Annotated in this window: 24 protein-coding genes; 5 read left to right on the forward strand and 19 right to left on the reverse strand. The window is 64.4% G+C overall.

Annotation, left to right across the window (positions count from 1 at the left end; all coding sequences use genetic code 11):
- The 4 genes from NA5_RS36190 to NA5_RS36205 form a co-directional block, all read right to left on the reverse strand.
- Positions 1 to 252: hypothetical protein (locus tag NA5_RS36190; RefSeq protein ID WP_157110840.1), on the reverse strand; the 252-nt coding region annotated here is incomplete at its 3' end.
- Positions 249 to 521 carry a hypothetical protein gene (locus NA5_RS36195; protein ID WP_062993542.1) on the reverse strand — a complete coding sequence of 91 codons (273 nt, stop codon included), beginning with the start codon at positions 519 to 521 and terminating at the stop codon, positions 249 to 251. The genes NA5_RS36190 and NA5_RS36195, both read right to left, overlap by 4 nt.
- Before the next feature lie 13 nt (positions 522 to 534).
- Positions 535 to 1098, reverse strand: coding sequence for a hypothetical protein (locus NA5_RS36200; protein WP_157110841.1), 564 nt, complete (start codon positions 1096 to 1098; stop codon positions 535 to 537).
- 538 nt (positions 1099 to 1636) lie between these two features.
- Positions 1637 to 2107 (reverse strand): hypothetical protein, encoded by a 471-nt coding sequence (locus tag NA5_RS36205; protein WP_062993544.1) that lies wholly within the window; start codon positions 2105 to 2107, stop codon positions 1637 to 1639.
- Positions 2108 to 2797: 690 nt separating this feature from the next.
- Between NA5_RS36205 and NA5_RS36215 the strand changes: the two genes are divergently transcribed.
- The 3 genes from NA5_RS36215 (at position 2798) to NA5_RS36225 (ending at position 5071) form a co-directional block, all read left to right on the forward strand.
- Positions 2798 to 3658, forward strand: a complete 861-nt coding sequence (locus tag NA5_RS36215; protein ID WP_062993546.1) for a DUF5753 domain-containing protein — start codon at positions 2798 to 2800, stop codon at positions 3656 to 3658.
- A gap of 5 nt (positions 3659 to 3663) precedes the next feature.
- Positions 3664 to 4050, forward strand: coding sequence for a DUF397 domain-containing protein (locus NA5_RS36220; RefSeq protein WP_062993547.1), 387 nt, complete (start codon positions 3664 to 3666; stop codon positions 4048 to 4050).
- Positions 4051 to 4204: 154 nt separating this feature from the next.
- Positions 4205 to 5071, forward strand: coding sequence for a glycosyltransferase family 2 protein (locus NA5_RS36225; RefSeq protein WP_062993548.1), 867 nt, complete (start codon positions 4205 to 4207; stop codon positions 5069 to 5071).
- Here the strand turns inward: NA5_RS36225 and NA5_RS36230 are convergent, their stop codons facing one another.
- From NA5_RS36230 to NA5_RS36245, 4 genes are read right to left on the reverse strand one after another with little or no spacing between them, the layout of a single operon-like run.
- Positions 5072 to 5851 carry a class I SAM-dependent methyltransferase gene (locus NA5_RS36230; RefSeq protein WP_062993549.1) on the reverse strand — a complete coding sequence of 260 codons (780 nt, stop codon included), beginning with the start codon at positions 5849 to 5851 and terminating at the stop codon, positions 5072 to 5074.
- Positions 5848 to 6789, reverse strand: coding sequence for a dTDP-glucose 4,6-dehydratase (locus tag NA5_RS36235; RefSeq protein WP_062993550.1), 942 nt, complete (start codon positions 6787 to 6789; stop codon positions 5848 to 5850). Before NA5_RS36235 ends, NA5_RS36230 begins: the two co-directional genes overlap by 4 nt.
- On the reverse strand, positions 6786 to 8015 hold the full coding sequence (locus NA5_RS36240) for a radical SAM protein (protein ID WP_084484686.1): 1230 nt from the start codon (positions 8013 to 8015) through the stop codon (positions 6786 to 6788). Before NA5_RS36240 ends, NA5_RS36235 begins: the two co-directional genes overlap by 4 nt.
- Positions 8006 to 8782: a sugar phosphate nucleotidyltransferase gene (locus tag NA5_RS36245; RefSeq protein WP_084484687.1), complete on the reverse strand. Its 777-nt coding sequence runs from the start codon at positions 8780 to 8782 to the stop codon at positions 8006 to 8008. The genes NA5_RS36240 and NA5_RS36245 overlap by 10 nt, the downstream gene beginning before the upstream one ends.
- Positions 8783 to 8998: 216 nt before the next feature.
- Here NA5_RS36245 and NA5_RS36250 point away from each other — a divergent pair, with 216 nt between their 5' ends.
- Positions 8999 to 10276: a helix-turn-helix domain-containing protein gene (locus NA5_RS36250; RefSeq protein ID WP_062993553.1), complete on the forward strand. Its 1278-nt coding sequence runs from the start codon at positions 8999 to 9001 to the stop codon at positions 10274 to 10276.
- Here NA5_RS36250 and NA5_RS36255 read toward each other — a convergent pair.
- Together NA5_RS36255 and NA5_RS36265 are read right to left on the reverse strand one after the other, a co-directional pair.
- Positions 10266 to 10946 carry a Type 1 glutamine amidotransferase-like domain-containing protein gene (locus tag NA5_RS36255; RefSeq protein WP_245672625.1) on the reverse strand — a complete coding sequence of 227 codons (681 nt, stop codon included), beginning with the start codon at positions 10944 to 10946 and terminating at the stop codon, positions 10266 to 10268. The genes NA5_RS36250 and NA5_RS36255 overlap by 11 nt on opposite strands.
- 760 nt (positions 10947 to 11706) lie before the next feature.
- Positions 11707 to 13167, reverse strand: a complete 1461-nt coding sequence (locus NA5_RS36265; RefSeq protein WP_062993555.1) for a carotenoid oxygenase family protein — start codon at positions 13165 to 13167, stop codon at positions 11707 to 11709.
- Between the two features lie 91 nt (positions 13168 to 13258).
- On the opposite strand from NA5_RS36265, the gene NA5_RS36270 reads away from it, so the two are divergent.
- Positions 13259 to 13888, forward strand: a complete 630-nt coding sequence (locus NA5_RS36270) for a TetR/AcrR family transcriptional regulator (RefSeq protein WP_062993556.1) — start codon at positions 13259 to 13261, stop codon at positions 13886 to 13888.
- A gap of 447 nt (positions 13889 to 14335) precedes the next feature.
- Here the strand turns inward: NA5_RS36270 and NA5_RS36275 are convergent, their stop codons facing one another.
- The 9 genes from NA5_RS36275 to trpC form a co-directional block, all read right to left on the reverse strand.
- Positions 14336 to 15244, reverse strand: coding sequence for an acyl-CoA thioesterase (locus NA5_RS36275; RefSeq protein ID WP_062993557.1), 909 nt, complete (start codon positions 15242 to 15244; stop codon positions 14336 to 14338).
- A gap of 2 nt (positions 15245 to 15246) precedes the next feature.
- Positions 15247 to 16665: a pyruvate kinase gene (pyk, locus tag NA5_RS36280; protein ID WP_174555313.1), complete on the reverse strand. Its 1419-nt coding sequence runs from the start codon at positions 16663 to 16665 to the stop codon at positions 15247 to 15249.
- Positions 16666 to 16818: 153 nt separating this feature from the next.
- Positions 16819 to 17487, reverse strand: coding sequence for an amino acid ABC transporter permease (locus tag NA5_RS36285; RefSeq protein ID WP_062993559.1), 669 nt, complete (start codon positions 17485 to 17487; stop codon positions 16819 to 16821).
- A 5-nt stretch (positions 17488 to 17492) separates the two neighbouring features.
- A complete protein-coding gene (locus NA5_RS36290) occupies positions 17493 to 18248 on the reverse strand; it encodes an amino acid ABC transporter substrate-binding protein (RefSeq protein ID WP_281201782.1) in 756 nt (251 codons plus the stop codon).
- Positions 18249 to 18454: 206 nt separating this feature from the next.
- On the reverse strand, positions 18455 to 18964 hold the full coding sequence (locus NA5_RS36295; RefSeq protein ID WP_062993560.1) for a TM2 domain-containing protein: 510 nt from the start codon (positions 18962 to 18964) through the stop codon (positions 18455 to 18457).
- Positions 18965 to 19114: 150 nt separating this feature from the next.
- Entirely contained in the window at positions 19115 to 20362 is a 1248-nt protein-coding gene (gene lgt / locus NA5_RS36300) for a prolipoprotein diacylglyceryl transferase (RefSeq protein WP_245672627.1), read from the reverse strand.
- A 68-nt stretch (positions 20363 to 20430) separates the two neighbouring features.
- A complete protein-coding gene (trpA, locus tag NA5_RS36305) occupies positions 20431 to 21240 on the reverse strand; it encodes a tryptophan synthase subunit alpha (RefSeq protein WP_062993561.1) in 810 nt (269 codons plus the stop codon).
- A 73-nt stretch (positions 21241 to 21313) separates the two neighbouring features.
- Positions 21314 to 22576, reverse strand: coding sequence for a tryptophan synthase subunit beta (gene trpB / locus NA5_RS36310; RefSeq protein WP_062993562.1), 1263 nt, complete (start codon positions 22574 to 22576; stop codon positions 21314 to 21316).
- A 4-nt stretch (positions 22577 to 22580) separates the two neighbouring features.
- On the reverse strand, positions 22581 to 23399 hold the full coding sequence (trpC, locus tag NA5_RS36315) for an indole-3-glycerol phosphate synthase TrpC (RefSeq protein WP_062993563.1): 819 nt from the start codon (positions 23397 to 23399) through the stop codon (positions 22581 to 22583).

Below are 23399 nucleotides of genomic sequence, written 5' to 3' on the forward strand. Positions count from 1 at the left end.
CCCCCCCAGCCAGGCGTCGGCCTGCGCCTTGGCTTCCTCGACATCGCTTCCAGCCGACGCCTCCCGGATCATCCGGCCGTCATGTGTGTAGATCCCCCAACTGCACGAGCGCGCGGTCGTGGCCCGGATCTTCGCCACGACATCGGTGCGGTGTTTGGACAGCCACCAGCGGTGTTCGTTGCCTTCGAGCCGCCATCCGTCGGTCGCGTGCGGTGGCTGGATCGGACCCGATGCTGCCCAGTTGCCGGTCACCCTCCGCCCCTGGTGGACCGGCCGTAGGCGTGGAGGGTCATCTGCGACCAGAAGTCGTGGCGAACCGCGTTCCACAGGTCGGTCAGCTTCGGCCAGCGTTCCCGTGCCTCCACCAGATCCGGGTAAGGCCCGTCGATCGAGGCCACCGGCAAGTCCTCGGCAGTGTCATAGATGCCATGGATCTCGATGTTGTGCTTGTCGAGTGTCCAACTCGCTTCCAACCCATCGCATTCGGTGACGTGCTTGTGCGGCATGTCGTCGTCGGTCACGGCTGCCCCTTGGCTACTGGTGCGCTCGCCCGCGCATGGTGTCCACGAGGTCGTCCAGGGATTCGAGCATCGCCCGCGCTTGCTCACCCACCACTTCCGCTTCCGCGGTTCGCTCGATCGCGATGCCGCGTGCGATGGCCCGCTCCTGCGGAGTCATGGTCTGCGGCTTGAGCTTTCCCGCCTCCATGAGGCGCTGTATCGCGCTCTCTTTTCGTGGGCATTCCGACGCGCGACATCCCATGTGCTGTTGGAAGTTCCGGTGCGCCTCGTCTGGATCCATCTCGTTTTCCAGGAGCCCGTGCGCAACCTGATCGACCGCAGGAGGACTCACACGCGACCACGTTTGCTCGGGACAGACGGTCTCGAGGTCGAACTGCTCGCACACCCGCGCCGGACTGTGGGCGACAACTTCCAGGTCGTACACGATGATCGCCGCCGCATCAATGCCGATGGCGATGTTGAGCGCATAGCCGACCGGGTCGGCGTGTCCTTCTGGCGGGCGCACCGTGTACACGTAGTGGTAGCCGAGTTGTTCGGCGTGGCGTTGGATCGCGATCCGGCGGCGCGGCGAATCCATCGATGACGTTTCGAACCCGATCGCCTTCGGCGGGGTCTGCGGTTGGTTATGGACGGTGGCCGATTGGCCCTGCTGATGTGCTGTCATTGTCATGTCGGTGCTTCCAGATACGAGGTTGTGCGGGTGTGGGTGTGGATGGGTGAACCGCGCAGAGATATCCATCTAGCCGTTGCCTCGGCGGCGATCTGGCTTCGCTATCGGAGCGATCGACGGCGACGGTGGCGGTGAGTTCGACAGCGACACAACCGATCTGCTCGCCGCTGCCCTGGAAATCCACGATGGGCGCACCGGTTTCGTAACGGACGTACCGGACACGCTGTGGAGGTCTCATCGCCGTACGCCCACGCGCGTGCCCAGTCGCCGCCGGTACATGACACCGAACTCGTGCGCTGTCGTCGCCAATGGATGGATTCCTTGTGTGATGCCCCCGGATCGCCGACAACAGCGCCTCACCCGAGGAGAACAGCGCTACGGCGTCGGGTTCGGAACCGTCCGAGACCTCTGCGCTCGTATTCGGACCTGGAATGGCGTGCATAGCTCACCGCCACACCACGGAAGACCGGGCTGGGCCGAGGAGCCGACGGGCAGCGGACATCACGCTGGTACGTGACGGCAATGAATGCGCGGTCGAGGGCTGCGATACCCAGTACCACCCGGTTGGATGGTCGGTCATCGGAAGCCACACTCGTTCGCCGGACTCCAGGATCCGTACGCCGCGTTCCTCCAGTTGGGCCAGCGTGTGCACGCCGAGCCTGCCGCCCCACGCCGGGCCAGCCAGGAAGATCCACTCGCGATTCGGTCGTGAGTAGCTGATGATCGGCACCGACACGCACCGGGCCTCCTCGAGAAGCACCTCACGCACCTGCTTGCCGAGCCCTGCGGGCATCGCCACCGCACCCAAAGCTGGAGTCGCGATCACCGACACGCGCTCGAACGCACGCGACACCGTGAACCCCAACTCGCGATAGACCCGGGCTACCTCATGCGCGCTGTGGCAGCTTTCGAACATCACCGCCCCTTCCGATGACGGCCAGCGGGCTCTGACACCAATGAGAGGTGGGATCGCGAACTCTGCCGCGCCTCCGCCGCCACGTGACGAGCCCGCGCCGCACCAGCGCTGAACGCCACGGAGGGCCGTGCCAAAGCTCGTTGATTCATCACCGGGACACCCCCAAACCGCAACGCCCGCGAACTGGCGGTGCTCCACGGACTAACGCCCCGACCGAGCATCATCGCAACTCCCTGCACGGTTTCTGCCAGGTGCGTGATCGGCGGCCGTCCGGGGGCGGCCACGTGCACGGGACCGAAGCCATACCCACCAGTTCAAGGGCGGTCAAGCCCAGTAGGGCGGCGTACGACTTGAGCGCCGTCAGTTGCTCGGCGGCGTGAACTGCTGCAAGAGCCTGTTCTTCCGACAGCGTGCGACCGGGGAGGAAGTCCACGACCCAGTCGCCTTGCCCCACGGCCTTCGCACGATGCTCCGTGAGATGGCTAAACATCATCTGCGCGCCTACATGTACAGACATGGGCGGATCCTCCGTGTGTGACATCTATGGAGTAAACATGTCGCCGTTGGTGACTGCGAATCCACTTGACGATAGCTTTGACAACTTGTCATCACAAGTGCAGACAACAGGTCGCCGCGCAGTTTCGGATGCGCGGTAGGATCTGGTCAGACATAACGGAAGGAGCTGTCGGCGTGCCGACGTCACCTACGGTCGCGCGGTCAGAGCTACTGCTTCGACTGAACCAGTGGAAGACCGAACAGAAGATCGACGTTCAGACAGCGGCCAAAGCCCTGAAGATCACAACCAACCACTGGCACCAGCTCATGAGCGACCGTCGTGCCCTCACCGATGAACACTTCAACGCGATGATGAAGCTGTTCGGCCTCGACGCTGATGATCGAAAGATCCTCGAAGATCTGCGCGCCGACGCGCGGGAACGCGGCTGGTGGATGGACTACACCAGCCTGTTCGACGACGAGCATCGCCGACTGTTCGGATTCGAGCACGGTGCGGAGAGCATCCAGAGCTACGAAGGTCTCATCATCCCCGGACTGCTCCAGACCGGGGACTACGCCCGCGCCATCATGAACTCTGACATCGCTCGCATCCGTCCCCTGGATGCGGACCTGTATGTCGAGGTGCGGTTGCGACGCCAACAGCGACTGACCGGCGAAGACCCGCTACACCTGACTGCGTTGATCCATCAAGCGGCGCTGGAGCAGCGGACAGGCACGGATGAGGTTATGCACGGGCAACTCCGGCACCTGACTGCAATGGTCCGTGAACACCCAGAAACGATCGACATCCGGATTGTCCCGTTCACCGCAGCCAACCGGCCGATCTTGTCCGGTTCACCATTCCACATCATCCACTTCGCTAGCCCGATGCTCGGACCGGTCGTGTGGCACGAATCGGTGGCTACACGAGGCATTATCGACGATGCCGCGAGAGTGCGTGAGCTACGCATCCTGTACGACCGTCAGTTGGAGTCCGCGATGAGCCGTGACGACTCGCTGGCCCTGATAGACCAGATAGCAGATCGGATAGCCTGATAGACATGAGCGCAATCAAGCCCGTCACCAGCAACAACGGTGTCTTCTTCAAGTCGTCATTCTCGAACGACGGCCCCTCCTGCGTCGAGGTGAAATTCGATAAGGAACGAGTGCTCATCCGTGACAGCAAGCAGAACGCCGCGTACGTCAACGCTCCTGATGAGCAGCCGACGATCATCCTCCCGGCTGCGCAGTGGGCCACCGTTCTCGACCTCACCCTGGCCGCCAAGTCCGGACAGGTCGATTCGCTCACCATCGATCTCCGTAGCGACGGCGGGACCGACCTCAGCGGGGTGGCCATCGGAGGCGATTCCGTGAAACTGACCTACACGCCGGATGAATGGGATGCCTTCACCAAGGGCGTCGCGGGCGGCGAGTTCGACTACCGGTAGAACCGTCGCCGTTGGATGCCGGAGGAGGCCTTGCCCTCCGGCTACCTGGCTTCGCAGATTCTCTAGTCGGCGAGTTCGTCGCCGCCTGATCGATACAAAACTGGGTTGACGGTATGTTTTTCGCTGGCGGCGTGGACCTGATATCTTCGCCGACATGTCCCGCCGCGACGACAAATCGGTCGGCCTCGTCCTGGTCACCTACGGCAGTAGTGATGATCTTCCTCCCTTCCTTAAATCACTCCCGAGTGCGGTCGAGCCGCTCTCTCTACAGATCGCCTGTGTAGACAACGCTTCCACCGATGGCAGCGCCGACATCGTCGAGGACTTCGGCGCGAAGGTGATCCGCAACGCCGAGAACGTCGGCTTGACTCGCGCCATCAATCAGGGCGCGGAACAAGCCGACACGGAGTGGCTGCTGATCGCCAACCCCGATACACAGCTGACTCCAGGCTCGATCGCGCGCCTAGTGGAGACGGCCATGACGGACGATCGGATCGGGCTTGTCGGCCCCCGAATCAGCCGCCTCGACGGCACCCCATACCCCACCGGTCGACGGTTCCCCTCGATCGGTGTCGGCATCCTTCACGCTCTGCTCGGGTCGGTGTGGCCAGGAAATCCTGCGACCCGCGCATACTTCGGTAACCCGGTCGACACTGTCAGCGACGTCGACTGGATCTCCGGGTGCTGTATGTTGTTCCGCCGCAGCGTATTCGACGCGATCGGCGGATACGACGAGCGGTACTTCATGTACTTCGAGGAGACCAAAGCCGCCCTCGATGTGCACCGTGCCGGATATCGGGTGGTAGTCGATCCGACGGTGGAGATCCGCCACCGCGAGGGCGGCAGCACCCGTCACGCTCCATTCCGCAAGGTGTTCAACCACCACCGTTCGGCGTTGCGGTTCTACTGCGACTATCACCGCCGATCCCCCTGGCTGCTGGCCGCACCATTGGTCGCCGCTGGCCTGGTATTACGTGGTGCGGTGTCGGTGCTGCGGACCGCTGTAGCGCGTCCTCGCTGATCAGGTTGGGATCGTGCATACCGCGATCCCAACCGTCTTCGGTTCGATGATGTGTCCGTCGACCAAGTCTTCCCGTGCCCAATGTCGTAGGCGGTCGAGGATATCGGTGAGTTGGTCGGCGGTCGGGGTTACGGCCCACACTGCGGTGTTGGCGGCGAAGTAATCGAGATAATCGCGGTAGGGGATGCGCAGTTTACCGGTGAGGGTACGGATCTCGACGTTCCGCCACGGTGTGAGCACCTGGGCGAGGTTCTCGAGGTTGACTCGGGTGGTGGTGTAGACCGGTTCACCCCAGCCGTACAGCTCGTGCACGCGGCGCCGGTACTCCGCTGTGTGTGGGTAGGAGGTGTCGGAGTTGGCCGATATCACGCATACCCCGTCGGGCCGCAGGACGCGGGTGGCTTCGGCGAGGGCGGCGGGGATGTCGGTGAGGTGCCCAAGCATGTGTACGGCGGTGATGATGTCGTACGAATCGTCCTGCCAGGGCAATGCTTCGGCGTCGCCGGTCACGAATTCGATGCCGTCGGTGTCGATTCCAGGTGGGATGGCGAGATCGAGGCCGACGAGGCGACCGCGGTGGCCGAGGTCGCGTAAGTGCCGCAGCATATGCCCGGTGCCGCAGCCGATATCGAGGACGTGCGCGTTGCTCGGTGCGCCTACGGCGGAGGCGATGGCGGCTGGGATGTCGGTGGGGATGCTGCTGAATCGGGTGTGCACGTCGATTTTGGTGTTCAATACTGCGCCGTTGGCGTAGATCTGCTGGAAGTGCTTGTCTTTCATTGCTGCCACCATCCGTCGTGTTCGGTCAGCCACTGCACGGTGTCGGCAAGGCCGGTGTCGAATGGAACCTTCGGGGACCAGCCCAGTTCGGTGCGTGCTTTGCTGGTGTCGATGACGTAGCGCAGGTCGTGGCCGGGCCGGTCGGCAACGAACTGTGGAGCGCGTTCGATGTTCATCAGTTCGGTGATCGTGGCGACGATCGCGCTGCTGGTGCGCTCGTCGTCGCCCGCGACGAGGTAGGACTCGCCGGCGCGGCCGTGTTCGAGCGCTGCGATGGTTGCTGCGGCGGCGTCGGTGACGTGCAGCCAGGTTCGGGATTGTCGCCCGTTGCCGTAGATCTGGGCGGGTTCGCCGTGCTGTAGATGGGCGACGGTGACCGGGATCAGTTTCTCCGGGTACTGCCAGCGGCCGTACAGATTGCCGAAATGACAGATCGTCGCCTCGATCTGGTGCGTAACTGTGTATGAGCGGATGAGGTGGTCGGCGGCGGCTTTGGTTGCGGCGTAAGGATTTCGGGGCCGGTAAGGCGAGGTTTCGGTGAATGGTTCGTCGAGCGCTTCGCCGAACACCTCGTCGGTCGAGGCGTGGATCAGGCGTCGGCGTCCGCCGACGTGGCGCAGGGTGCGGAGCAGCTGTGCGGTGGTTTCGATGTTCGCCTGAATGAAGGGCCGGTCGTCGGCGATCGAGGCGTCGACGAATGTTTCGGCAGCCAAATGGATCACGGCGTCACAGTCGGCGAGCAGATCGGCCAGTAGGTCGGCATCGAGCATGCTCGCGCGGATGAACGTAACCCGGTACGAGGGCGGTAGCGCCTGTGGCGCTGCGGTGCGTGCGCAGCAGTCCAGCACCGTCACCGATGTGACCTTCGGGCAGCGCAGCAGGTGATCGACGACGTGAACGCCGAGGAAGCCAGCGCCACCGGTCACGAGAACCTTCATCGCAGGTCTCCCGCCAACTCGGTTGCGAGCGTCGCGGTTTCGGTGTGATCGAGGATGTGCACGTCATGGCTGCGGGTGTTGAACAGCAGCGCGAAACCGGCCTCCGACCGGAACCGATACAGGCTGGGATCCGCCCGCAGGCGGTTGCGGAGTTCGGTGAGGTCGATGCCGAGGTCGGGGGCAACTGCGATATCTGGGCTCGGCGCGCTGTGCACCGCGCCCAGGGTGTGTTCATGGTGGCGGTCCTGGACGGCGACATCGGCGATGTCGGCGAGAATCTGTGGGTCCGTGGCGTTGAGGTGAAATTTGCGGGCAAGCTCTTCCGGGCGAGAGAACGGTGTCGGGGTTGCGCCCTGGGGACGAGCGATCGTGGCAAATGGTGCTCGATGCAGGTTGCCGTGAGTTTCGTCGGCGCGCCAACTGCGTCCCCAGGCACGGACCGCCGTGCGTACATCGCCGTCGGGGCGCACGATGACATGCCAGCCCTTCCAGGTCTCGGTCATCTGATGCAGGCTCATTGTCCGCGAGCGCGGTGCGCGCACGAGCGTGTCGTTGAATCGGAGGATGAACCCGTTAGGCAGATGCGCCGACAAGGATTCGGCGTCCTCGGCGACTTCGGCGAACTGTTGTGTGGTCAGTCCGCGGTAGTCGGTCATCGCGTGCCCGGCGAAGCACACCGGTGCCAGATGGTGTTGGGACACACCGAGTTCGGCCAGAGTCCTGGTCAGCTCGGGCCAGCGTTGGTGGTTGGTGGCGTCGATGACCGAGATCACGGTGATGTTGTCGGTGACCGTCATCAGGTCTCGAATGCCGCGCAGGGTGCGCGTGTAGGTGCCGGGGCCGCGATTGGTCTCGTGCACGTCGCCGATTCCGTCGAGGCTCACACAAATCCGTGACAGGTTCGCGGACTCGATCGCTCGCAGGATCCTGCGACTGGGAGCCAACGCGTTGGTGATCAGCTGCAAGCTCGTAAAGGTAAATCGGTGCGAGTTCTCCAGCGCTGCAATAAGTCCGGCCCATAGCGTCGGCTCGCCACCGGTGATGGTCACATCGAAGGTGCGCAGTTGTTCAGCAGCGTCGAACAATTCGGGAATCGTGTCCGTCTCTAGCGTCGGGCCACGATAGTCAGGACCGGACGACGAGTGGCAGTACCAGCATGTGAGCTGGCACCGTCGGGTTGTGTCGAGCAGAATCCGGGTCGGGTTGGATGGATGTGTCAGGTCCATGCCAAGGTCTCCTGTCGGGAGTTGGAGGGATGGTTGAAGCCGCGATGCAGCGCGAATTGTTCTGCCTCGGTTAATGATTCGGGTGAGAAGGCGGCGTCGAACCACTGGCCGGTTATCCGATCGAAGCGCAGTTCACCGGCTCGTAGGAAGGCACGTACCGCGTCCATCGCCTCGCGTTCACCACGCCGGTTCTGGCGCACACGCCCCACCGACTCGAACAGCGCCGTCGATTCGAACAACATGAGCCCAGCGCACACCAGATTCGTCGTCGGTTCGGCCGGCTTGTCCACGATCGCGGTCACGCGCCCGCCGGTGAGGGTGGCGGTGCTGAAATGCTGCGGATTCGGGGAGTGCGCGATCGTGATCATGCATGGTGCGGGGTCGGCCAGGAACCGGTGCACGGTGGGTTCCGGAATCACCTCGAACAGGTTGTCGCCCCACAAGGTCGCGACATATGGCTCGTCGACGGTCGCGGCGCAGCGTTGGAGCGCATCGGCGGTCCCCAGCGGATGTGGTTGCACGATGAAGGTGATGTCGTAATCCGGTGCGGTGCGCGCGAATAGACGCTCGAAGGCATCAACGTCGTCGGGGCCGACCACTGCGGTCAGGGAGTCGATTCCGCACCGGGTCAACAACTCCAGGCCATAGTCCGCCATCGCCCGCCCTCCCACCGTGATGAGGTGCTTGTTACCGGTGTACGCCGGGCGCAGGCGGGTGCCGCGTCCTCCGAGCAGGAGAATCCCGTGCACCGATCGGTGATCAGACATTGCCGCGCTTCCTCTCTCCAGTTCAGGCCGTTAGGACCTCTGGCGTCGACGGCCCGCTTCATCAGGTGAGGGGTCCGGATCGGCAGAATCCCCGTCTCCCTGTGCTCGGTGCCGAAGTGTCGTGTTTAAGCCCTGACCTGAAATAGCTTGGTGTGCTTGACTAGTCGGAGGCGATCGCGCACAGGGGACTGTGAAGAACTGTCAAGAGGGGGCCGGATGCCCGGCAACGCCGAATTGGGTGCAGTACTGCGTGATCTGCGTACGACTCGGCGGCTGACCCTTGCCGCGGTTGCTCGACAGGCCGGGTGCGCGGAATCGCTCATCTCATACGTCGAGTCGGGTCGCCGCCAGCTCCACCCCTGGCTGGCCAGCCAGCTCGACCGCATCTATCAGACCGGCGGAGTCGTCGCCGCCCTCACCCGCAGCCCAGCGCCGCCCGGTGCCCGAGTGTTAGTGCCGCTCGGCGATACCCTGGTGGTGGATCTGCCCGAAGGAGGTGCCGCAATGCCGCTGTCGCGGCGCGACCTGCTGGTGTCCCTGAGCGTGGGTATCGGCGGTGGGCACCTGCTGTCGCAATTCGACCAGGCACTCGGCGAGGTTGCACTCGGCGATGCCAACCTGTCGAGCTTCGAGGATGCATATGCGGCGTTCCAGTCCTTCGCGCGGACCATGCCGCCACAGCATCTGATCGACCCAATGACCGGCAAGGTCGCCGTCCTCGACGCACTGCGCCGACGCAGCAGCGGGCACCAACGCCACGCATACGGGCGCATGCAAGCGCGCTACGCCGAATCACTGAGCTGGCTCAGCGAGGAATCCGGTGATCTGACCGCCGCTACATACTGGATCGACCGCGCCAGTCAGTGGGGATATACCGCGAACTGGCCCGAGATGTCGGCCTATGCCATCGTGCGCCGTTCGATGGTCGCCATCAGCTTCGCCAGCGACGGGCACCGAGCCGTCGACATCGCCAGCGACGTCTTTGACACCAACGGTGCCTCACCGCGCATCCAAGGACTCGCCGCCAAACAAATGGCCTTCGGCTATGCCCTGACCGGCGACAAAGACGCCAGCGCCCGAGCACTGGACCGAGCCATGCACCTCCTCGCGAAACCCATGCGCGAAGGCGACGCGATCCTCGGGCAACGCAGCGTCGTCAGCGAAGACCTGTTCACCATCTTCAGCACCACCTGCGACATCTACCTCGGTCGCGGACAACGAGTCGTACCGATCCTCGAACCACGCCTGACACGGTTGTCGGAATCCTCAGCCCGAACCGCCACGATCACCCGAGCCAAACTGGCCCGCGCCTACGCCAATGTCGGCCAACCACACGAGGCCGCGCGCATCGCACACGCCGCGCTCGATGACATCGGCAGCATCGGGTCACAGTCGGCCCTCAGCGAACTACGCCGCGCCCTTCCGGTGTTGCGTCAGTGGCATGGGCTAGGCGATGTCGGCGCGGTTATTCAGCGTCTCGGCGCTACCGGTTGAGCCGCGTTACCTCGAGAACCTGTTCGGTGACCTCACCGTTTGCCGCTCGGGAAATCTTGTATGCGCCTGCGTCTTTCCGATCGCTGAATGCGGCCACAAGTTCGGTAGCCGAAAAGTGCAGTCCGGCACCAGCATCAGTGGCATAGCAGTCGGTGAAGGCGCCCGACGCGATCAGCTGATGCGTCGGCTCACGCCGAGCGTCGTAATGCACAACATTGGCGAAAGGAAGAAATCCGAGACCATCATGGAACGAGCGCACGTCGCCGAACGAATCGGTGGTACCCCCGGTAAACCAGCACAACGACCCCGCCGACTCCCCTCCGAGGATAACCCCGTGATCCCAGCACTCTCGGAACACGCGGTCCAGACCATGTGCACGCCACACAGCCAGCAGATTCACGACACTGCCGCGATCAACCCAGATCACATCCTGGCCGAGCAGATGCGCAGACACGTCGGCGACGTTCGGCTTATCGAACAAGCTTAGATGCGTTGTCTCCACACCAGATTCGGAGAACGCGGCGTAGAAAGCGTCGATGCTGGCTTGCCGGTCGCCAGTTCCGGTAGTGATGAAGCACAGTCGAGGACGGGACGGCCCTCCGGCGAGCTCGAACGCATACCGGAATACCGGCGACGGCAACCACGGATCCCGCGCCCGATTGAAACCCATCGAGGTCGCCAGAATCGTAGGGTGATCTGCGGGCAAACCCACCTACCTATTCATCAAGGAACGCAGAGCATCTATGTCGAGCGTAACAACATGGTGATGCATGCCCATCGAGTTGTCATCGAGGACAGGCGATGGCATCTGGCGAGCCACACGTGCGCGCTCTGAGTGTTCTGTCCGCCACCGGCCGTCACTCGTGACAGCTGGCTGGATACGGCCGAGAACGCCGGAACGGTTACTGTCGAAGTCGAGGTGGTCTGTTCCGATCCGGCCGAGCATCGAAACCGAATGGGGTTGAGATCGGTCGACATCCCCAACCTGCCGCTACCAGTGTGGGAGGACGTGGTCGCCCGCGACTACGAGCCTTGGAACCGGAATCACGTCATCATCGACACGGCTGGTGAATCCCCGGACCACTCACTGTGGCGGCTTCTCCGGCAACTCGATTCCCGGCTCGGAGCCGCTCGACCACACAACACATGAGTGCCGTCGATCCCCGGCCGCCGACAAAACCTGGGAACCGCCACCTACAGCTGGGGATCGCACGTGACCTGCGACTCCCAGCTATGGACGGCGGCGGCAAAAGGGCTGAGGAGCCTATTTCCGTCCGTTCCCAGGTGTAGTTGGCGGGTATTGCCAGGTTTTCTTGGCGGCTACGTACATGATCTGCGTTGACCAGAGCCGGACCGCGATATGCGGCATTATCGCTCACTCGTTCCGACTGAAGTCAGGGTGGATGGGTGCGATCCACGTCTTACGCTGATTACAGGTTGTTCGTGGCGGGTAGTGGTGCCTCGGGGTACGCGATGCGGTGGGTGAAGGTGCCGTGGAATCCCCAGGGGATGTGGTGGTCGAGCCAGGCGGCGGCTAGGGGGCCGCGTTCGACGTCGCGGGCGTCGAGGATCAACAGCTGGGAGCGGTTTTCGGTGAGGTCGTGGTTGAGGGCCAGGATCCAGCCGTCATCTTCGGCGGCGTCGCGAGTGCGTGGCACGAACAGTGGTTCGCCGACCGAGCTCGCGCCCAGGTCGCAGCTGGTGACCTTGCCGTTGCGGTGATCGACCTTGACCACGGCGTTGAACAGCCCAGCGGGGCCGCCGGCACCGGCGAGGTAGCTGTAGTGGTGGGCGCGGGTGCCGCGGCGCCAATCGTATTGGGGGAATTCGCCGGATCGATCGGTGAGTTCGCGTTCGATCACGGTGCCGCTCTTGGTGATCCGGTACTGCATGAGCCGGGAGTTCGGGAACTGCGGTGCGCCGAGGTCGTCGCGGTTGACCAAACCGGTCATGCGGCGGACTTCGTTCCAGTCGGTGTCGAGGCGGACCAGTTCGACCACCACGTCGTCGCCGTCGTCGTAGGCGTTGGTGAGATGCAAGTGCAGTAGCGCTTCGTGTTCGACGATACGGGGGCGGCCCCCGTTCTTGGGTACTAGCAGGAAGCGGGTGCCCTTGGCGCGCTTGAATTCCAGGGAGTCGATGAACGAGGTCGTGGCGAATGCGAGTTTGCCGATGTTGGGCACGATCGGGTCGAGCACGAACACCAGGTAGCGCGAGGTGAGCGCGAAATCGTGGTTCCACGGCACATCGAGCATCGGCACCGAGGCGACGTTGTGCAGGCGGCCCCCACGGTCGATGCGGAAGGTACGAATCCGCGGGGTGGGCAGCACGTCCAGCCCGAAGTTGTACATGTCACCGGTGACAGGATCCCATTTCGGGTGCGCGGAGAACGCACCGAGAAAGCCGAGGTGGCCGTCGAAGTCGGTGGGGCCCAGGGTGTCCAGGCTGTCGGGGTCGATGCGGTACGGGTTTCCCAGCTCCCACAACGCGAGCAGGCCGCCGTCGTAGTTGACGATATTGGTGTTGGCCACGTTCTCCGGCAGCCGCCCGATATTGGCCAGCGGTCCGCCCGGAATCTGGTCTCCCACACCGCGATACCGGATCTGATCCGAGCGCTGCCCATGGGTGAAATGGCGGGTGCGCACATACCGGTTGCGGAATCGCACCGATGTCCCGTCCAGCACGAACTGGGAGATCATGCCGTCACCGTCGAACACGTTGTGCAGCAGCGACTTCCCGACCTGATGCTTGCCGGGCCCGATCCGGTACAGGGTGCCGCGCAGGTCCGCGGGCAATGTTCCGTCGATCTGTTCGACCCGGTAGTCGTGCTCGTCGAGCAGCGGCGCGGTGACCTGACGATAGGCGGCCGAGGTGGCGTGAGTGCTGGTCATCGCGGATTCTCCTTTGAATCGCTAATCTGATGACGTATGTCATCTGATGACGTATGTCCGCAAATGTAGGAGCGCGCCTAGAGTGTTGTCAATGACGAATACGGCCACCCGCAGCTACGGCGGCGTGAGCGCCACCGAGCGCCGCGCCGACCGGCGCGCGCGGCTGCTCGCGGCGGCCCGCACCAGCTGGGGAGAATCCGGAATCGGCGCGGTCACCGTGCGCGGAGTGTGCAAGACGGCCGGACTCACCGACCGCTACTTCTACGAACACTTCGCCAACCGCGAGGAACTGCTGCTCGCCGTCGCCGACGAGGTCCGCGACCACATGCTCGCGGTCATGGTCCAGGCCGGTCTCGCGGCCGACGGCCCGGCCGAACACAAACTGCGAACCGCGCTCCAAGCCTTCCTCGAAACCGTTGCCGCAGACCACCACATCCATCGCATCACCTCGACCACCGACCTCGGCGACCTACCCGAGCTCGCGCAGCGCCGACACGACGTGCTCACCATGATCGCCAACCTGGTCGTCGAACACGCGCCTGCGGTATTGGGGGTCACGGCCGAACCCGACTGGCTGCGCCGCGCCGCGTTGTTCATCACCGGCGGCGTTAATCAACTCATCGAAGGATGGCTGACCGACACTATCGACATGACCGCCGCCGAACTCGCCGCCGAATGCGCCCGCATGTGCATCAGCGTCATCGAGAACACCCGCCCCTGACCACTCGCCGAGCCCCGGCCAAACAACATCACCGACCCGGTGCGCTCATCGGCATTACCGAGTGTTCCCCGAGTCCAATCGCCGCCGCTGCATGTGTGACCCAGCCGCCAACAAAATTTGGGAACCGCCGTCTATAGCTGGGGGTCGCATGACCACCGGCGTGGTTGCTGTCCAGCCGTCGCTACTTGTCATCAAACCCGCCATTTAATGGCTGACGTCAACCAACCACCCTTGAACGCGCCAACGCTAGCAATCGACATCACAGCCGAAATGGGGTGGGTATCCAACGTATTCGCAGCTCAGCGGCCAAATGAAACCAACTACATCCAACGCGGTCCGCGCTTGACAACGATGCCAATCGCAAGCTAGTTCGATGCGAGTACATGGAGTTACCCATGTGCTTGCGAAATCAGTTGTTACTGTCCGCAATACACATGGGTACGGAGCTCATCTGCGCGCCGGGAAGTGGCGAATGATGCCTTCCTGCACGGTGGTGGCAAGTAATTCGCCACTGCGGGAGAAGAATCGGCCCGTGGCAAGACCACGCGACCCGGCGGCCACGGGGGACTCGGTCGCGTAGAGCGCCCAATCGTCGAAGCGGAACGGGCGGTGGAACCAGATCGAATGGTTGATCGTCGCGGCCACGATGCGATCGAGACCCCAGGAAAGGCCGTGCGTGGTGATGATCGAATCGAGTACCGTGGTGTCGGACGAATAGCCAAGCGTCGCAACGTGAATCAGCGGATCATCGGGCAGTCGGCCATCGGCGCGCATCCACACGCGGTTGTGGTTGAGCCGCTCCCCCGTGCCCTTCAGGATCCAGGCCGGGTCATTGGTGTAGCGCATATCGATCGGATGCGGCGCCTTGACGAACATCTCCAGCTTGTCTTCCAAGCCCGCGAAGCTTTCCTCGACGCGTGGCAGCGTCTCCGGATCGGGCACCTCCGGCTGGGCATGCGCATGCTCGAGCCCCTTGCCCCAATCCTGGAACGCGGCGAGCATGACGAACAGCTCCTGACCGTCCTGGGTCGCGGTGACCGTGCGGTTGGCCAGGGAACGCCCGTCGCGGTGGCGGTCGACCTGATACTCGATCGGCTTCTTCACATCGCCACCACGCACGAAATGCGCGTTGACGGCGTGCAGCGGACGGTCACCGTCGACCGTCCGCCCCGCCGCCATGATCGCCTGCGAAACCAGCTGACCGCCGAACGTGCGGCTCCAGACCTTCTCCGGATGCTGGCCGACGAAGACGTCCTCGTCGACCTGATCCAGATCGAGCAGCCCGAGCAGCACGTCGAGATCGGTCCCCTCCGCTGCGGCCCCGAGGCCGACAGCGCCACCTAGCGAAGCAGTCACGACTAATGGTCCTCCTCACCGATACGGTGCACGTGGATCAGATTGGTGGAGCCGACAGTACCGGGCGGGGAGCCTGCCACAATTACCACCAGATCACCTTTTTGGTATCGCTCCATGGACAGAAGTGCTACATCCACCTGGTGGATCATCGCATCGGTGCTGTTCACGGTCGGGACGATGAAGGTTTCGGTGCCCCAGGTGAGCGACAGCTGGCTGCGCACTTCGGGAAGGGGGGTGAACGCCAGCAACGGCAGCGGGGTGTGCAGACGAGCCAGGCGGCGAACGGTATCGCCGGACTGGGTGAAGGCGACCAGCGCCTTGGCATTGAGCCGCTCGCCGATATCCCGGGCGGCATAGGAGATGACACCGCGCTTGGTGCGCGGCACGTGGGTCAGCGGTGGCACCCGGGTGGATTCGGTCTCCACCGCGTGCACGATCCGCGCCATGGTGCGGACCGTCTCGATCGGGTACGCGCCGACCGAGGTCTCACCCGACAGCATCACCGCATCGGCGCCGTCGAGCACCGCATTGGCCACATCGGAGGCCTCGGCGCGGGTCGGGCGGGAATTCTCGATCATCGACTCCAGCATCTGGGTCGCGACGATGACCGGCTTGGCGTTTTCGCGAGCCATCTGGATTGCCCGCTTCTGCACGATCGGCACCTGCTCGAGCGGCAACTCGACACCGAGGTCACCGCGCGCGACCATGACCGCGTCGAAGGCCAGCACAATTGCCTCGAGATTGTCGATGGCCTCGGGCTTCTCCAACTTGCCGATCACCGGAACCCGGCGGCCGACCCGGTCCATCACATCGTGCACCAACTCGACATCCGAGGGGGAACGCACGAAGGACAGCGCGATGAAGTCGACGCCGAGCTTGAGCGCGAATTCGAGGTCTTCGATGTCCTTGTCCGACAGCGCGGGCACAGAGACATCCATACCCGGCAGCGAGACGCCCTTGTTGTTGCTGACCGGTCCGCCCTCGGTCACCCGGCAGACGACATCGTTGCCCTCGACCCGAATGACCGTGACGCCGACCTTGCCGTCGTCGATGAGCAGGCGGTCGCCCGGTTTGGCGTCCTTGGCGAGCTCCTTGTAGGTAGTGGAGACGCGATCGTGGGAGCCATCGATGTCGTCGACGGTTATGCGGACCTCTTCACCGTTGGCCCATACGGTCTTGCCGTCTATGAAGCGGCCCAGCCGGATCTTCGGTCCCTGTAGATCGGCGAGAATGCCGACCGCTCGGCCGATATGGTCCGAGGCCTGCCGCACCTTCTTGTAGTTCTCGGCATGGTCGGAGTGTTCGCCATGGCTGAAATTCAGCCGCGCCACATCCATGCCGCTCTCGACGAGTTCCCGAATACGTTCCTCGGTAGCGGTCGCTGGGCCGAGAGTGCACACAATCTTCGTCCGTCGCATCACGAGTAGAGCCTAGTCCCGTCTAGCACCCCTGGCCTGCTGTGGCCTCGGTGAAAGCTAGGTGAAAAATATGTACAAGGGCTTAGTGGAAAGTACAAACCATGCCCACCCCGCCGACTCCGCAAGCTCCGTCGGCTGCCATCCCCCTGGGCCTCGTCAGCGTGCGACATGGCGGGACAGCCTGGTTTCCAGGCGAGTCTGGCCGAAGCCGAGGACCAGACAGATCACCCAGTAATACAGCGCGGCGACGCCGTACAGGGCGAAAAAGTCGAAGGTGGGGGCTGCGGCAAGCTGCGCGGTGCGCAGTAGTTCGGTCACGAGGATGGTCGAGGCCAGTGAGGTGTCCTTGACCAACGAGATGAGCGTGTTGGACAGCGGCGGCACGGCAATGCGGGCAGCCTGCGGCAGGATGATCAGCCGCAACTCCTGGGCATACGACATGCCCAGCGCCTTGGCCGCCTCCCATTGCCCTTCCGCGACACTCAGGATGGCCGCGCGCACGACCTCGGCGGCGTAACCGCCGACATTGAGGCTGAATGCGATCACCGCCGCCGGGAACGGATCGATCACGATATTGAACTGCGGTAGCGCGTAGAACACGATGAACAGCTGCACCAGCAGCGGTGTGCCGCGAATGATCGAGATGTAGAACCGTGCGGGCGCCGAAAGCAACCACAGCGGCGACATCCGCGCCAACGCCACGAACAACGCGATAACCAGACCGATCAGGAAGCTGATCGCGGTGAGCGGGATGGTCTTGTCGATCGTGGCCTGCAGCATCGGCCACAAGTTGTGCCAGATCAGTTCCCTGGTCGCGGGATCCACGGGCGTTATTTGCTGACGTCGGTGCCGAAGTACTTTTCCGAGATCTTGGCCAACGTGCCGTCCGCGCTCAATGCTTCGAGGGCGGTGTTGATCTGGCCGATCACGGCGTCGTCCTTGCGCGCGGCGAACGCTTGGTGGCTGACCTCCCCGGTCTTGGCCGCAACCTTCACACTGGCATCGCCGTTCTTCTTGGTGTACTCGAGAACCGCGAGGCTGTCGTTGACCGTGGCATCGACGCGACCGGTCTTCAGCAACTGAATGGCCTGTACGAAGCCTTCCACCGCTTCGACCTTCGCGCCCGCGCCCTGGGCGACCTTGGCCCAGTTACTGGTCGCGGACTGCGCGGTGGTCTTGCCGTTGAGATCGGTGAGCGAGGTGATGCTGTTGTTATCCGCACGGGTGACGATCACGCCCTCGGAGGTGGTGTACGGCTGCGAGAGCGAGTACTTGGCCTTGCGCTCGTCGTTGACCGTCACCTGGTTGGCGACCAGGTCGAAGCGCTTGGATTCCAGACCCGCGAAGATCGCGTCCCACGGCGTCTGCACAAACTCGATCTTCTTGCCGATCTTTTCCCCGACCGCCTGGATCACCTCGACGTCGTAGCCGGTGAGCTTGCCATCCGAACCCTGGTAGCTGTACGGGGAGTAGGTGCCTTCGGTGCCGACCTTCAGCACGTTCGGATCGCTGCTGCTGCCGCAGGCGGTGAGCCCGGTAGCGGTGACGATGGCGAGCATGGCGGCGGCGAACAGCTTGCGGCGCACGGAAGTCCCTCTCTTCGGTGTCTGGACTGCGAAGACTATCCAGACACGGCACAAAAACCCGGCTCAGGCTACGCCAGGAAAATATCGGCCGACAGTATTGCGATCATGGTGCGCCGAATCCTCGCACAGCCTGCCGAAAATGGCGACAGGCCCGGCCGCATCGTCATGCGATGCGGCCGGGCCCATCGGTCAACTGTGCGCGGCGGTCAGTCGCGCAATGGCCGCCCGAGGCTGTCGGGCACCTTGCCGGTCAGCATCATGATGCCGTCGATCAGCGGCCAGATGCCGCCGAAACCGCAGGTCAGCCAGGTGACCGCGATCTGCGCGACGGCAATGCCGGTGTGGCCGGTGTAGAAACGGCCGACACCGAAGCCGCCGAGGAAGATCTGTAGCAGACCCGCGGTCAGCTTCTGCTTATCCGAGAACGGCACACCGAACGGGTCGCGACCGTAGGGCGCTTCCGGATCGTTCGGGTTGTAGCCGCCGCCCTGGTACGGCGCGGGCGGGTAGCCGCCCGGCTGCTGACCATAGGGATCGGGCTGGCCGTACTGCGGCTGACCGTACTGGGGCTGGCCGTACTGCGGCTGCTGGTTGTACGGATCCGACGGGTACTGCTGTCCCGGCGCCTCGGGCTGCTTGTTCAGGTCCGGCCCCGTCCCGGGCGGACCGTACTGCGGGCCGCCGAAGCCTGGCTGGTTCTGGTAGGGGTCGGTCACTAAATGTCCTCCATCATTCGTGCATTTCGACGGGCGCTCACCCGCCTCCCCGCGTATTTGCCGGGCAATTGGGCGCCCGAGGGTATCGTCGCGGACCCGCGTGCGCGTGTCTACTCAGTGCCCCGGGGAGTTGCCCAAGTCGTTATGGGATCAGCCGTCCTTTTTCGAGGTATCGACCTTGCCCCGCGCGGCGTCCGAGGTTTCGGACTCCGTTGAGTTATCGCCGGTGGTATCCAGTTCGTTGCCGGGGTTCTCGGATTTCGTCGGATCCGGATTCTCGGCGGCTGCTTCCTTCTCCGGCCCACTCTGATCCGACACGTTGCCCTTGTGGTCGGATTTCGCGTCTCCGTCCGCGGCGGGCTCGGTTTCCTTTTTCGCGAAGCTGTGCTTCGGAGGTACCGCTTCCGCAGCGGCGGCGGCCTTCGACGCGGCCTCGGATTCGGCGCCCGCCGCCCGCAGCGCCCCGATCTGCCACGGCCACGGCCGCGTGACCGTCGAGGGCTGCAGTTGATCGGCGGTCTCCCTGCCCTTGGTCGCGAAGACGAAATAGGCGATGGCGGCGAGGAATACGAGTGCCGAGGTGAACGAGTTGATCCGGATGCCCGCGATCTTGGTCGCCTCGTCGTCACGCAGCAGTTCGACGAAGAAGCGGCCGAGGCAGTATCCCGCGACATAAAGCGCGAACAGGCGGCCGTGCCCGATCCGGAAGCGCCGATCGATCTGCACCAGCAGCACCACGATCAGCAGGTTCCAGATCATCTCGTACAAGAACGTCGGCTGCACGACCTTGTCGACGGCGTGACCGGCGACGCCGTTCATCATGTCGAGCTTGCCGTCGGAATCGTAGCGCAGGTAGATCTCCAAACCCCACGGCAAATCGGTCTCGCGGCCGTAGAGCTCCTGGTTGAAGTAATTGCCGAGTCGCCCGATGGCCTGGGCCAACAGAATCGGCGGCGCGATCGCATCACCCAACGCGGGCAACGGAATTCGGTAGACCCGGCAGCCGATCCAGGCGCCGACACCGCCGAGGAATACCGCGCCCCAGATGCCGAGACCGCCCTGGTAGATCTTCAGCGCATCGATCGGATGGCCGTCGGCGCCGAAGTACTTCTGCCAGTCGGTGGCAACGTGATAGAGCCGCCCGCCGACCAGACCGAAGGGCACCGCGAACATCGCGACATCGAGAATCGCGCCCTTCTGCCCGCCGCGCTCCTGCCAGCGCCGCTCACCCCACCAGATCGCGACGACGATGCCGATGATGATGCACAGGGCATAGGCCCGTAGCGGGAACGGACCGATATGCCATACGCCCTGGGACGGGCTGGGAATGTAGGCCAGCACATCAGCGGTGACGGCACCGTTGCTCAGGACGCTGTCTGCGAGGACTTGTAAGGTCACGGCCCCAACCGTAGCGGAGCACGGCCACATCGCGAGATTCGCGGTCGGCGTGCCCCTCTCGCGGGCGGCTAGGAGGCGACGGTCGCGGACCGGACACCCTCGGCCAGCTCGGCCGTGAGAGCGCGCACTGCGTCGAGTCCCTTGGCTCCCTTGGCCGCGGCGGTCACCAGTGCCGAGCCGACAATGACTCCGTCTGCGTAGGAGGCAATTTCGGCCGCCTGCGCACCATTGCGCACGCCGAGGCCGACACCGATCGGGATATCGGAGTGGGCGCGGACGCGTGCGCACAGCGCCGGAGCCGCGGAGGAAACCACGTCACGGGCGCCGGTGACCCCCATGGTCGAGGCCGCGTAGACGAAGCCGCGGCTGGCCTCCAGCGTCTTGACCAGACGCTCCTCGGTGGACGACGGCGCGACCAGGAAGATGCGGTCCAGATCGTGTGCGGCCGAGGCGACGAACCAGCTGTCGGCCTCTTCCGGGATGAGGTTGGGGGTGATGATGCCGGACCCACCAGCGGCGGACAGATCGCGCGCGAAACGGTCGACGCCGTACTGCAGCACCGGGTTCCAGTAACTCATCACGACGGCCTTGCCGCCCGCCTCGGTGATCGCCTCGACCACCGAGAACACATCGCGCACCCGGACACCGCCGCGCAGCGCCTGGTCGGCGGCGGCCTGGATGGTCGGGCCGTCCATCACCGGATCGGAGTAGGCGACGCCGACTTCGACTATGTCGCAACCGGATTCGACCATGGTGCGGCACACCTCGATCGAACCGGCCAGATCCGGGTAGCCCGCGGGCAGATAGCCGATCAGCGCGGCCCGGCCCTCAGCGCGACAGGCGGCGAAGGTATTCGCGAGGCGGGACTGCTGACTCACGACTGCGCCTCGCTGGCGCTCGGCTCCGTCGACGTCATGGACGCTGTGTTCATGGTTCGCTCGCTGCGCTCGCTCACTGCTGACTCTCCTTGTCGGCGTGGTCATCGAACAGCCCGAACCATCGGGCCGCCGTGTCCATATCCTTATCGCCGCGCCCGGACAGGTTCACCAGGATGATCGCGCCCTTGCCGAGTTCCTTGCCGAGCTTCAGCGCACCGGCCACCGCATGCGCGGATTCGATCGCCGGGATGATGCCCTCGGCGCGGCTGAGCAGCAGCAGCGCGTCCATCGCCTCGACATCGGTGATCGGGTGGTATTCGGCGCGACCGATGTCCTTCAGGTAGGCGTGTTCCGGACCGACACCGGGATAGTCCAAACCTGCCGAGATCGAATGCGATTCGATGGTCTGGCCGTCCTCGTCCTGCAGCAGATACGAGTACGCGCCCTGGAATGCGCCAGGTGTGCCACCGGTGAAAGTCGCGGCGTGCCTTCCGGTTTCGACACCGTCACCGGCCGCCTCGTAGCCGACCAGCCGCACGCCCGGATCGTCGATGAATGGATGGAAGATGCCGATGGCGTTGGAGCCGCCGCCGACGCACGCGGTGACCGCGTCGGGCAGCCGACCGGTGAGTGCCTGCACCTGAGCACGAGCCTCCATGCCGACGATGCGCTGCAGATCGCGCACCATCATCGGGAACGGGTGCGGGCCCGCGGCGGTGCCGAAGCAGTAGTAGGTGGCCTCGGCATTGGTGACCCAATCGCGCAGCGCCTCGTTGATCGCATCCTTGAGGGTCTGCGAACCGGTGCGCACCGAGATCACCTCGGCGCCGAGCAGCCGCATGCGGGCCACATTCAGCGCTTGGCGGGCGGTGTCGACCGCACCCATGTAGACGACGCATTCGAGGCCGAGCAGCGCGCACGCGGTGGCGGTGGCGACGCCGTGCTGACCCGCGCCGGTCTCCGCGATCACCCGGGTCTTGCCCATGCGCTTGGCGAGCAAAGCCTGACCGAGCACGTTATTGATCTTGTGCGAACCGGTGTGGTTCAAGTCCTCACGCTTGAGGATGATGCGCGCACCACCGGCATGCTCGGCGAGGCGTCGGCATTCGAAGATCGGTGACGGGCGGCCGGTGTAGTCGCGCTGCAGCCGGTCCAGTTCATCGAGGAAGGCGGGATCGAGGCGACACTTCTCGTATTCCGCGGTGACCTCCTCGATCACCGCCATCAGCGCCTCCGGCACATGCCTGCCGCCGTAAACGCCGAAGTGGCCGCCCGGATCGGGCTCGTGGTCGCTGCGCTCGTGGATACCATCAGAGGCCTTGGGCAGTGCCGTCACTTTGTCACCGACCCCGCCGGGCGGGCTTCGGGCACGACGGGTGGGTGCCCGCGGTCACCAGTTCGGAAACGGCCGCGCGTGGGTCGCCACTGGTGACCAGCCCCTCGCCGACGAGCACGGCATCCGCACCCGCACCGGCGTAGGCCAGCAGGTCGGCGGTGCCGCGGATGCCGGATTCGGCGATGCGGATGACCTCGGTGGGCAGACCGGGCGCGATGCGTGCGAAGACATCGCGATCGACCTCGAGGGTCTTGAGATTGCGGGCGTTCACGCCGATCACGGACGCACCGGCCTCGAGGGCGCGGTCGGCCTCTTCCTCGGTGTGCACCTCGACCAGGGCGGTCATGCCGAGCGATTCGGTGCGGTCGATCAGCGAGCTCAGCACGTCCTGTTCCAGGGCGGCCACGATGAGCAGGATGACGTCGGCGCCGTGCGCGCGGGCCTCGTGGATCTGATAGGGCCCGACGACGAAATCCTTACGCAGGATCGGGATGTTCACGGTGGCGCGGACCGCGTCCAGGTCATCGAGCGACCCGTTGAAGCGGCGCCCCTCGGTGAGCACGCTGATGACGCGCGCTCCGCCGTCCTCGTAGGCCTTGGCCAGACTCGCCGGGTCCGGGATATCCGCGAGCTCCCCCTTGGACGGGCTGGCCCGCTTGACCTCGGCAATGACGCCGATGCCGTCTTCGAGGAGCGCGGCGCGGGCGTCCAGCGGCGCGGGCGCCGCGGCCGCGGCCGCCTTGATCGCCTGGAAGTCCATGAGGGCTTCCCGAGCGGCCACATCCGCGCGGACCCCGTCGAGAATCGAGTCGAGTACCGTCAT

The sequence above is a fragment of the Nocardia anaemiae NBRC 100462 genome (assembly GCF_001612725.1).
Taxonomy (GTDB): Bacteria; Actinomycetota; Actinomycetes; order Mycobacteriales; family Mycobacteriaceae; genus Nocardia; species Nocardia anaemiae.

Bases quoted from the DNA above. Each gene is read 5' to 3' on its own strand.
- NA5_RS36200 (WP_157110841.1), bottom strand. From the start codon at position 1,098: ATGGATTCGCCGCGCCGCCGGATCGCGATCCAACGCCACGCCGAACAA.
- NA5_RS36205 (WP_062993544.1), bottom strand. From the start codon at position 2,107: ATGTTCGAAAGCTGCCACAGCGCGCATGAGGTAGCCCGGGTCTATCGC.
- NA5_RS36220 (WP_062993547.1), top strand. From the start codon at position 3,664: ATGAGCGCAATCAAGCCCGTCACCAGCAACAACGGTGTCTTCTTCAAG.
- NA5_RS36225 (WP_062993548.1), top strand. From the start codon at position 4,205: ATGTCCCGCCGCGACGACAAATCGGTCGGCCTCGTCCTGGTCACCTAC.
- NA5_RS36230 (WP_062993549.1), bottom strand. From the start codon at position 5,851: ATGAAAGACAAGCACTTCCAGCAGATCTACGCCAACGGCGCAGTATTG.
- NA5_RS36235 (WP_062993550.1), bottom strand. From the start codon at position 6,789: ATGAAGGTTCTCGTGACCGGTGGCGCTGGCTTCCTCGGCGTTCACGTC.
- NA5_RS36240 (WP_084484686.1), bottom strand. From the start codon at position 8,015: ATGGACCTGACACATCCATCCAACCCGACCCGGATTCTGCTCGACACA.
- NA5_RS36245 (WP_084484687.1), bottom strand. From the start codon at position 8,782: ATGTCTGATCACCGATCGGTGCACGGGATTCTCCTGCTCGGAGGACGC.
- NA5_RS36250 (WP_062993553.1), top strand. From the start codon at position 8,999: ATGCCCGGCAACGCCGAATTGGGTGCAGTACTGCGTGATCTGCGTACG.
- NA5_RS36255 (WP_245672625.1), bottom strand. From the start codon at position 10,946: ATGGGTTTCAATCGGGCGCGGGATCCGTGGTTGCCGTCGCCGGTATTC.
- NA5_RS36265 (WP_062993555.1), bottom strand. From the start codon at position 13,167: ATGACCAGCACTCACGCCACCTCGGCCGCCTATCGTCAGGTCACCGCG.
- NA5_RS36270 (WP_062993556.1), top strand. From the start codon at position 13,259: ATGACGAATACGGCCACCCGCAGCTACGGCGGCGTGAGCGCCACCGAG.
- trpC (WP_062993563.1), bottom strand. From the start codon at position 23,399: ATGACGGTACTCGACTCGATTCTCGACGGGGTCCGCGCGGATGTGGCC.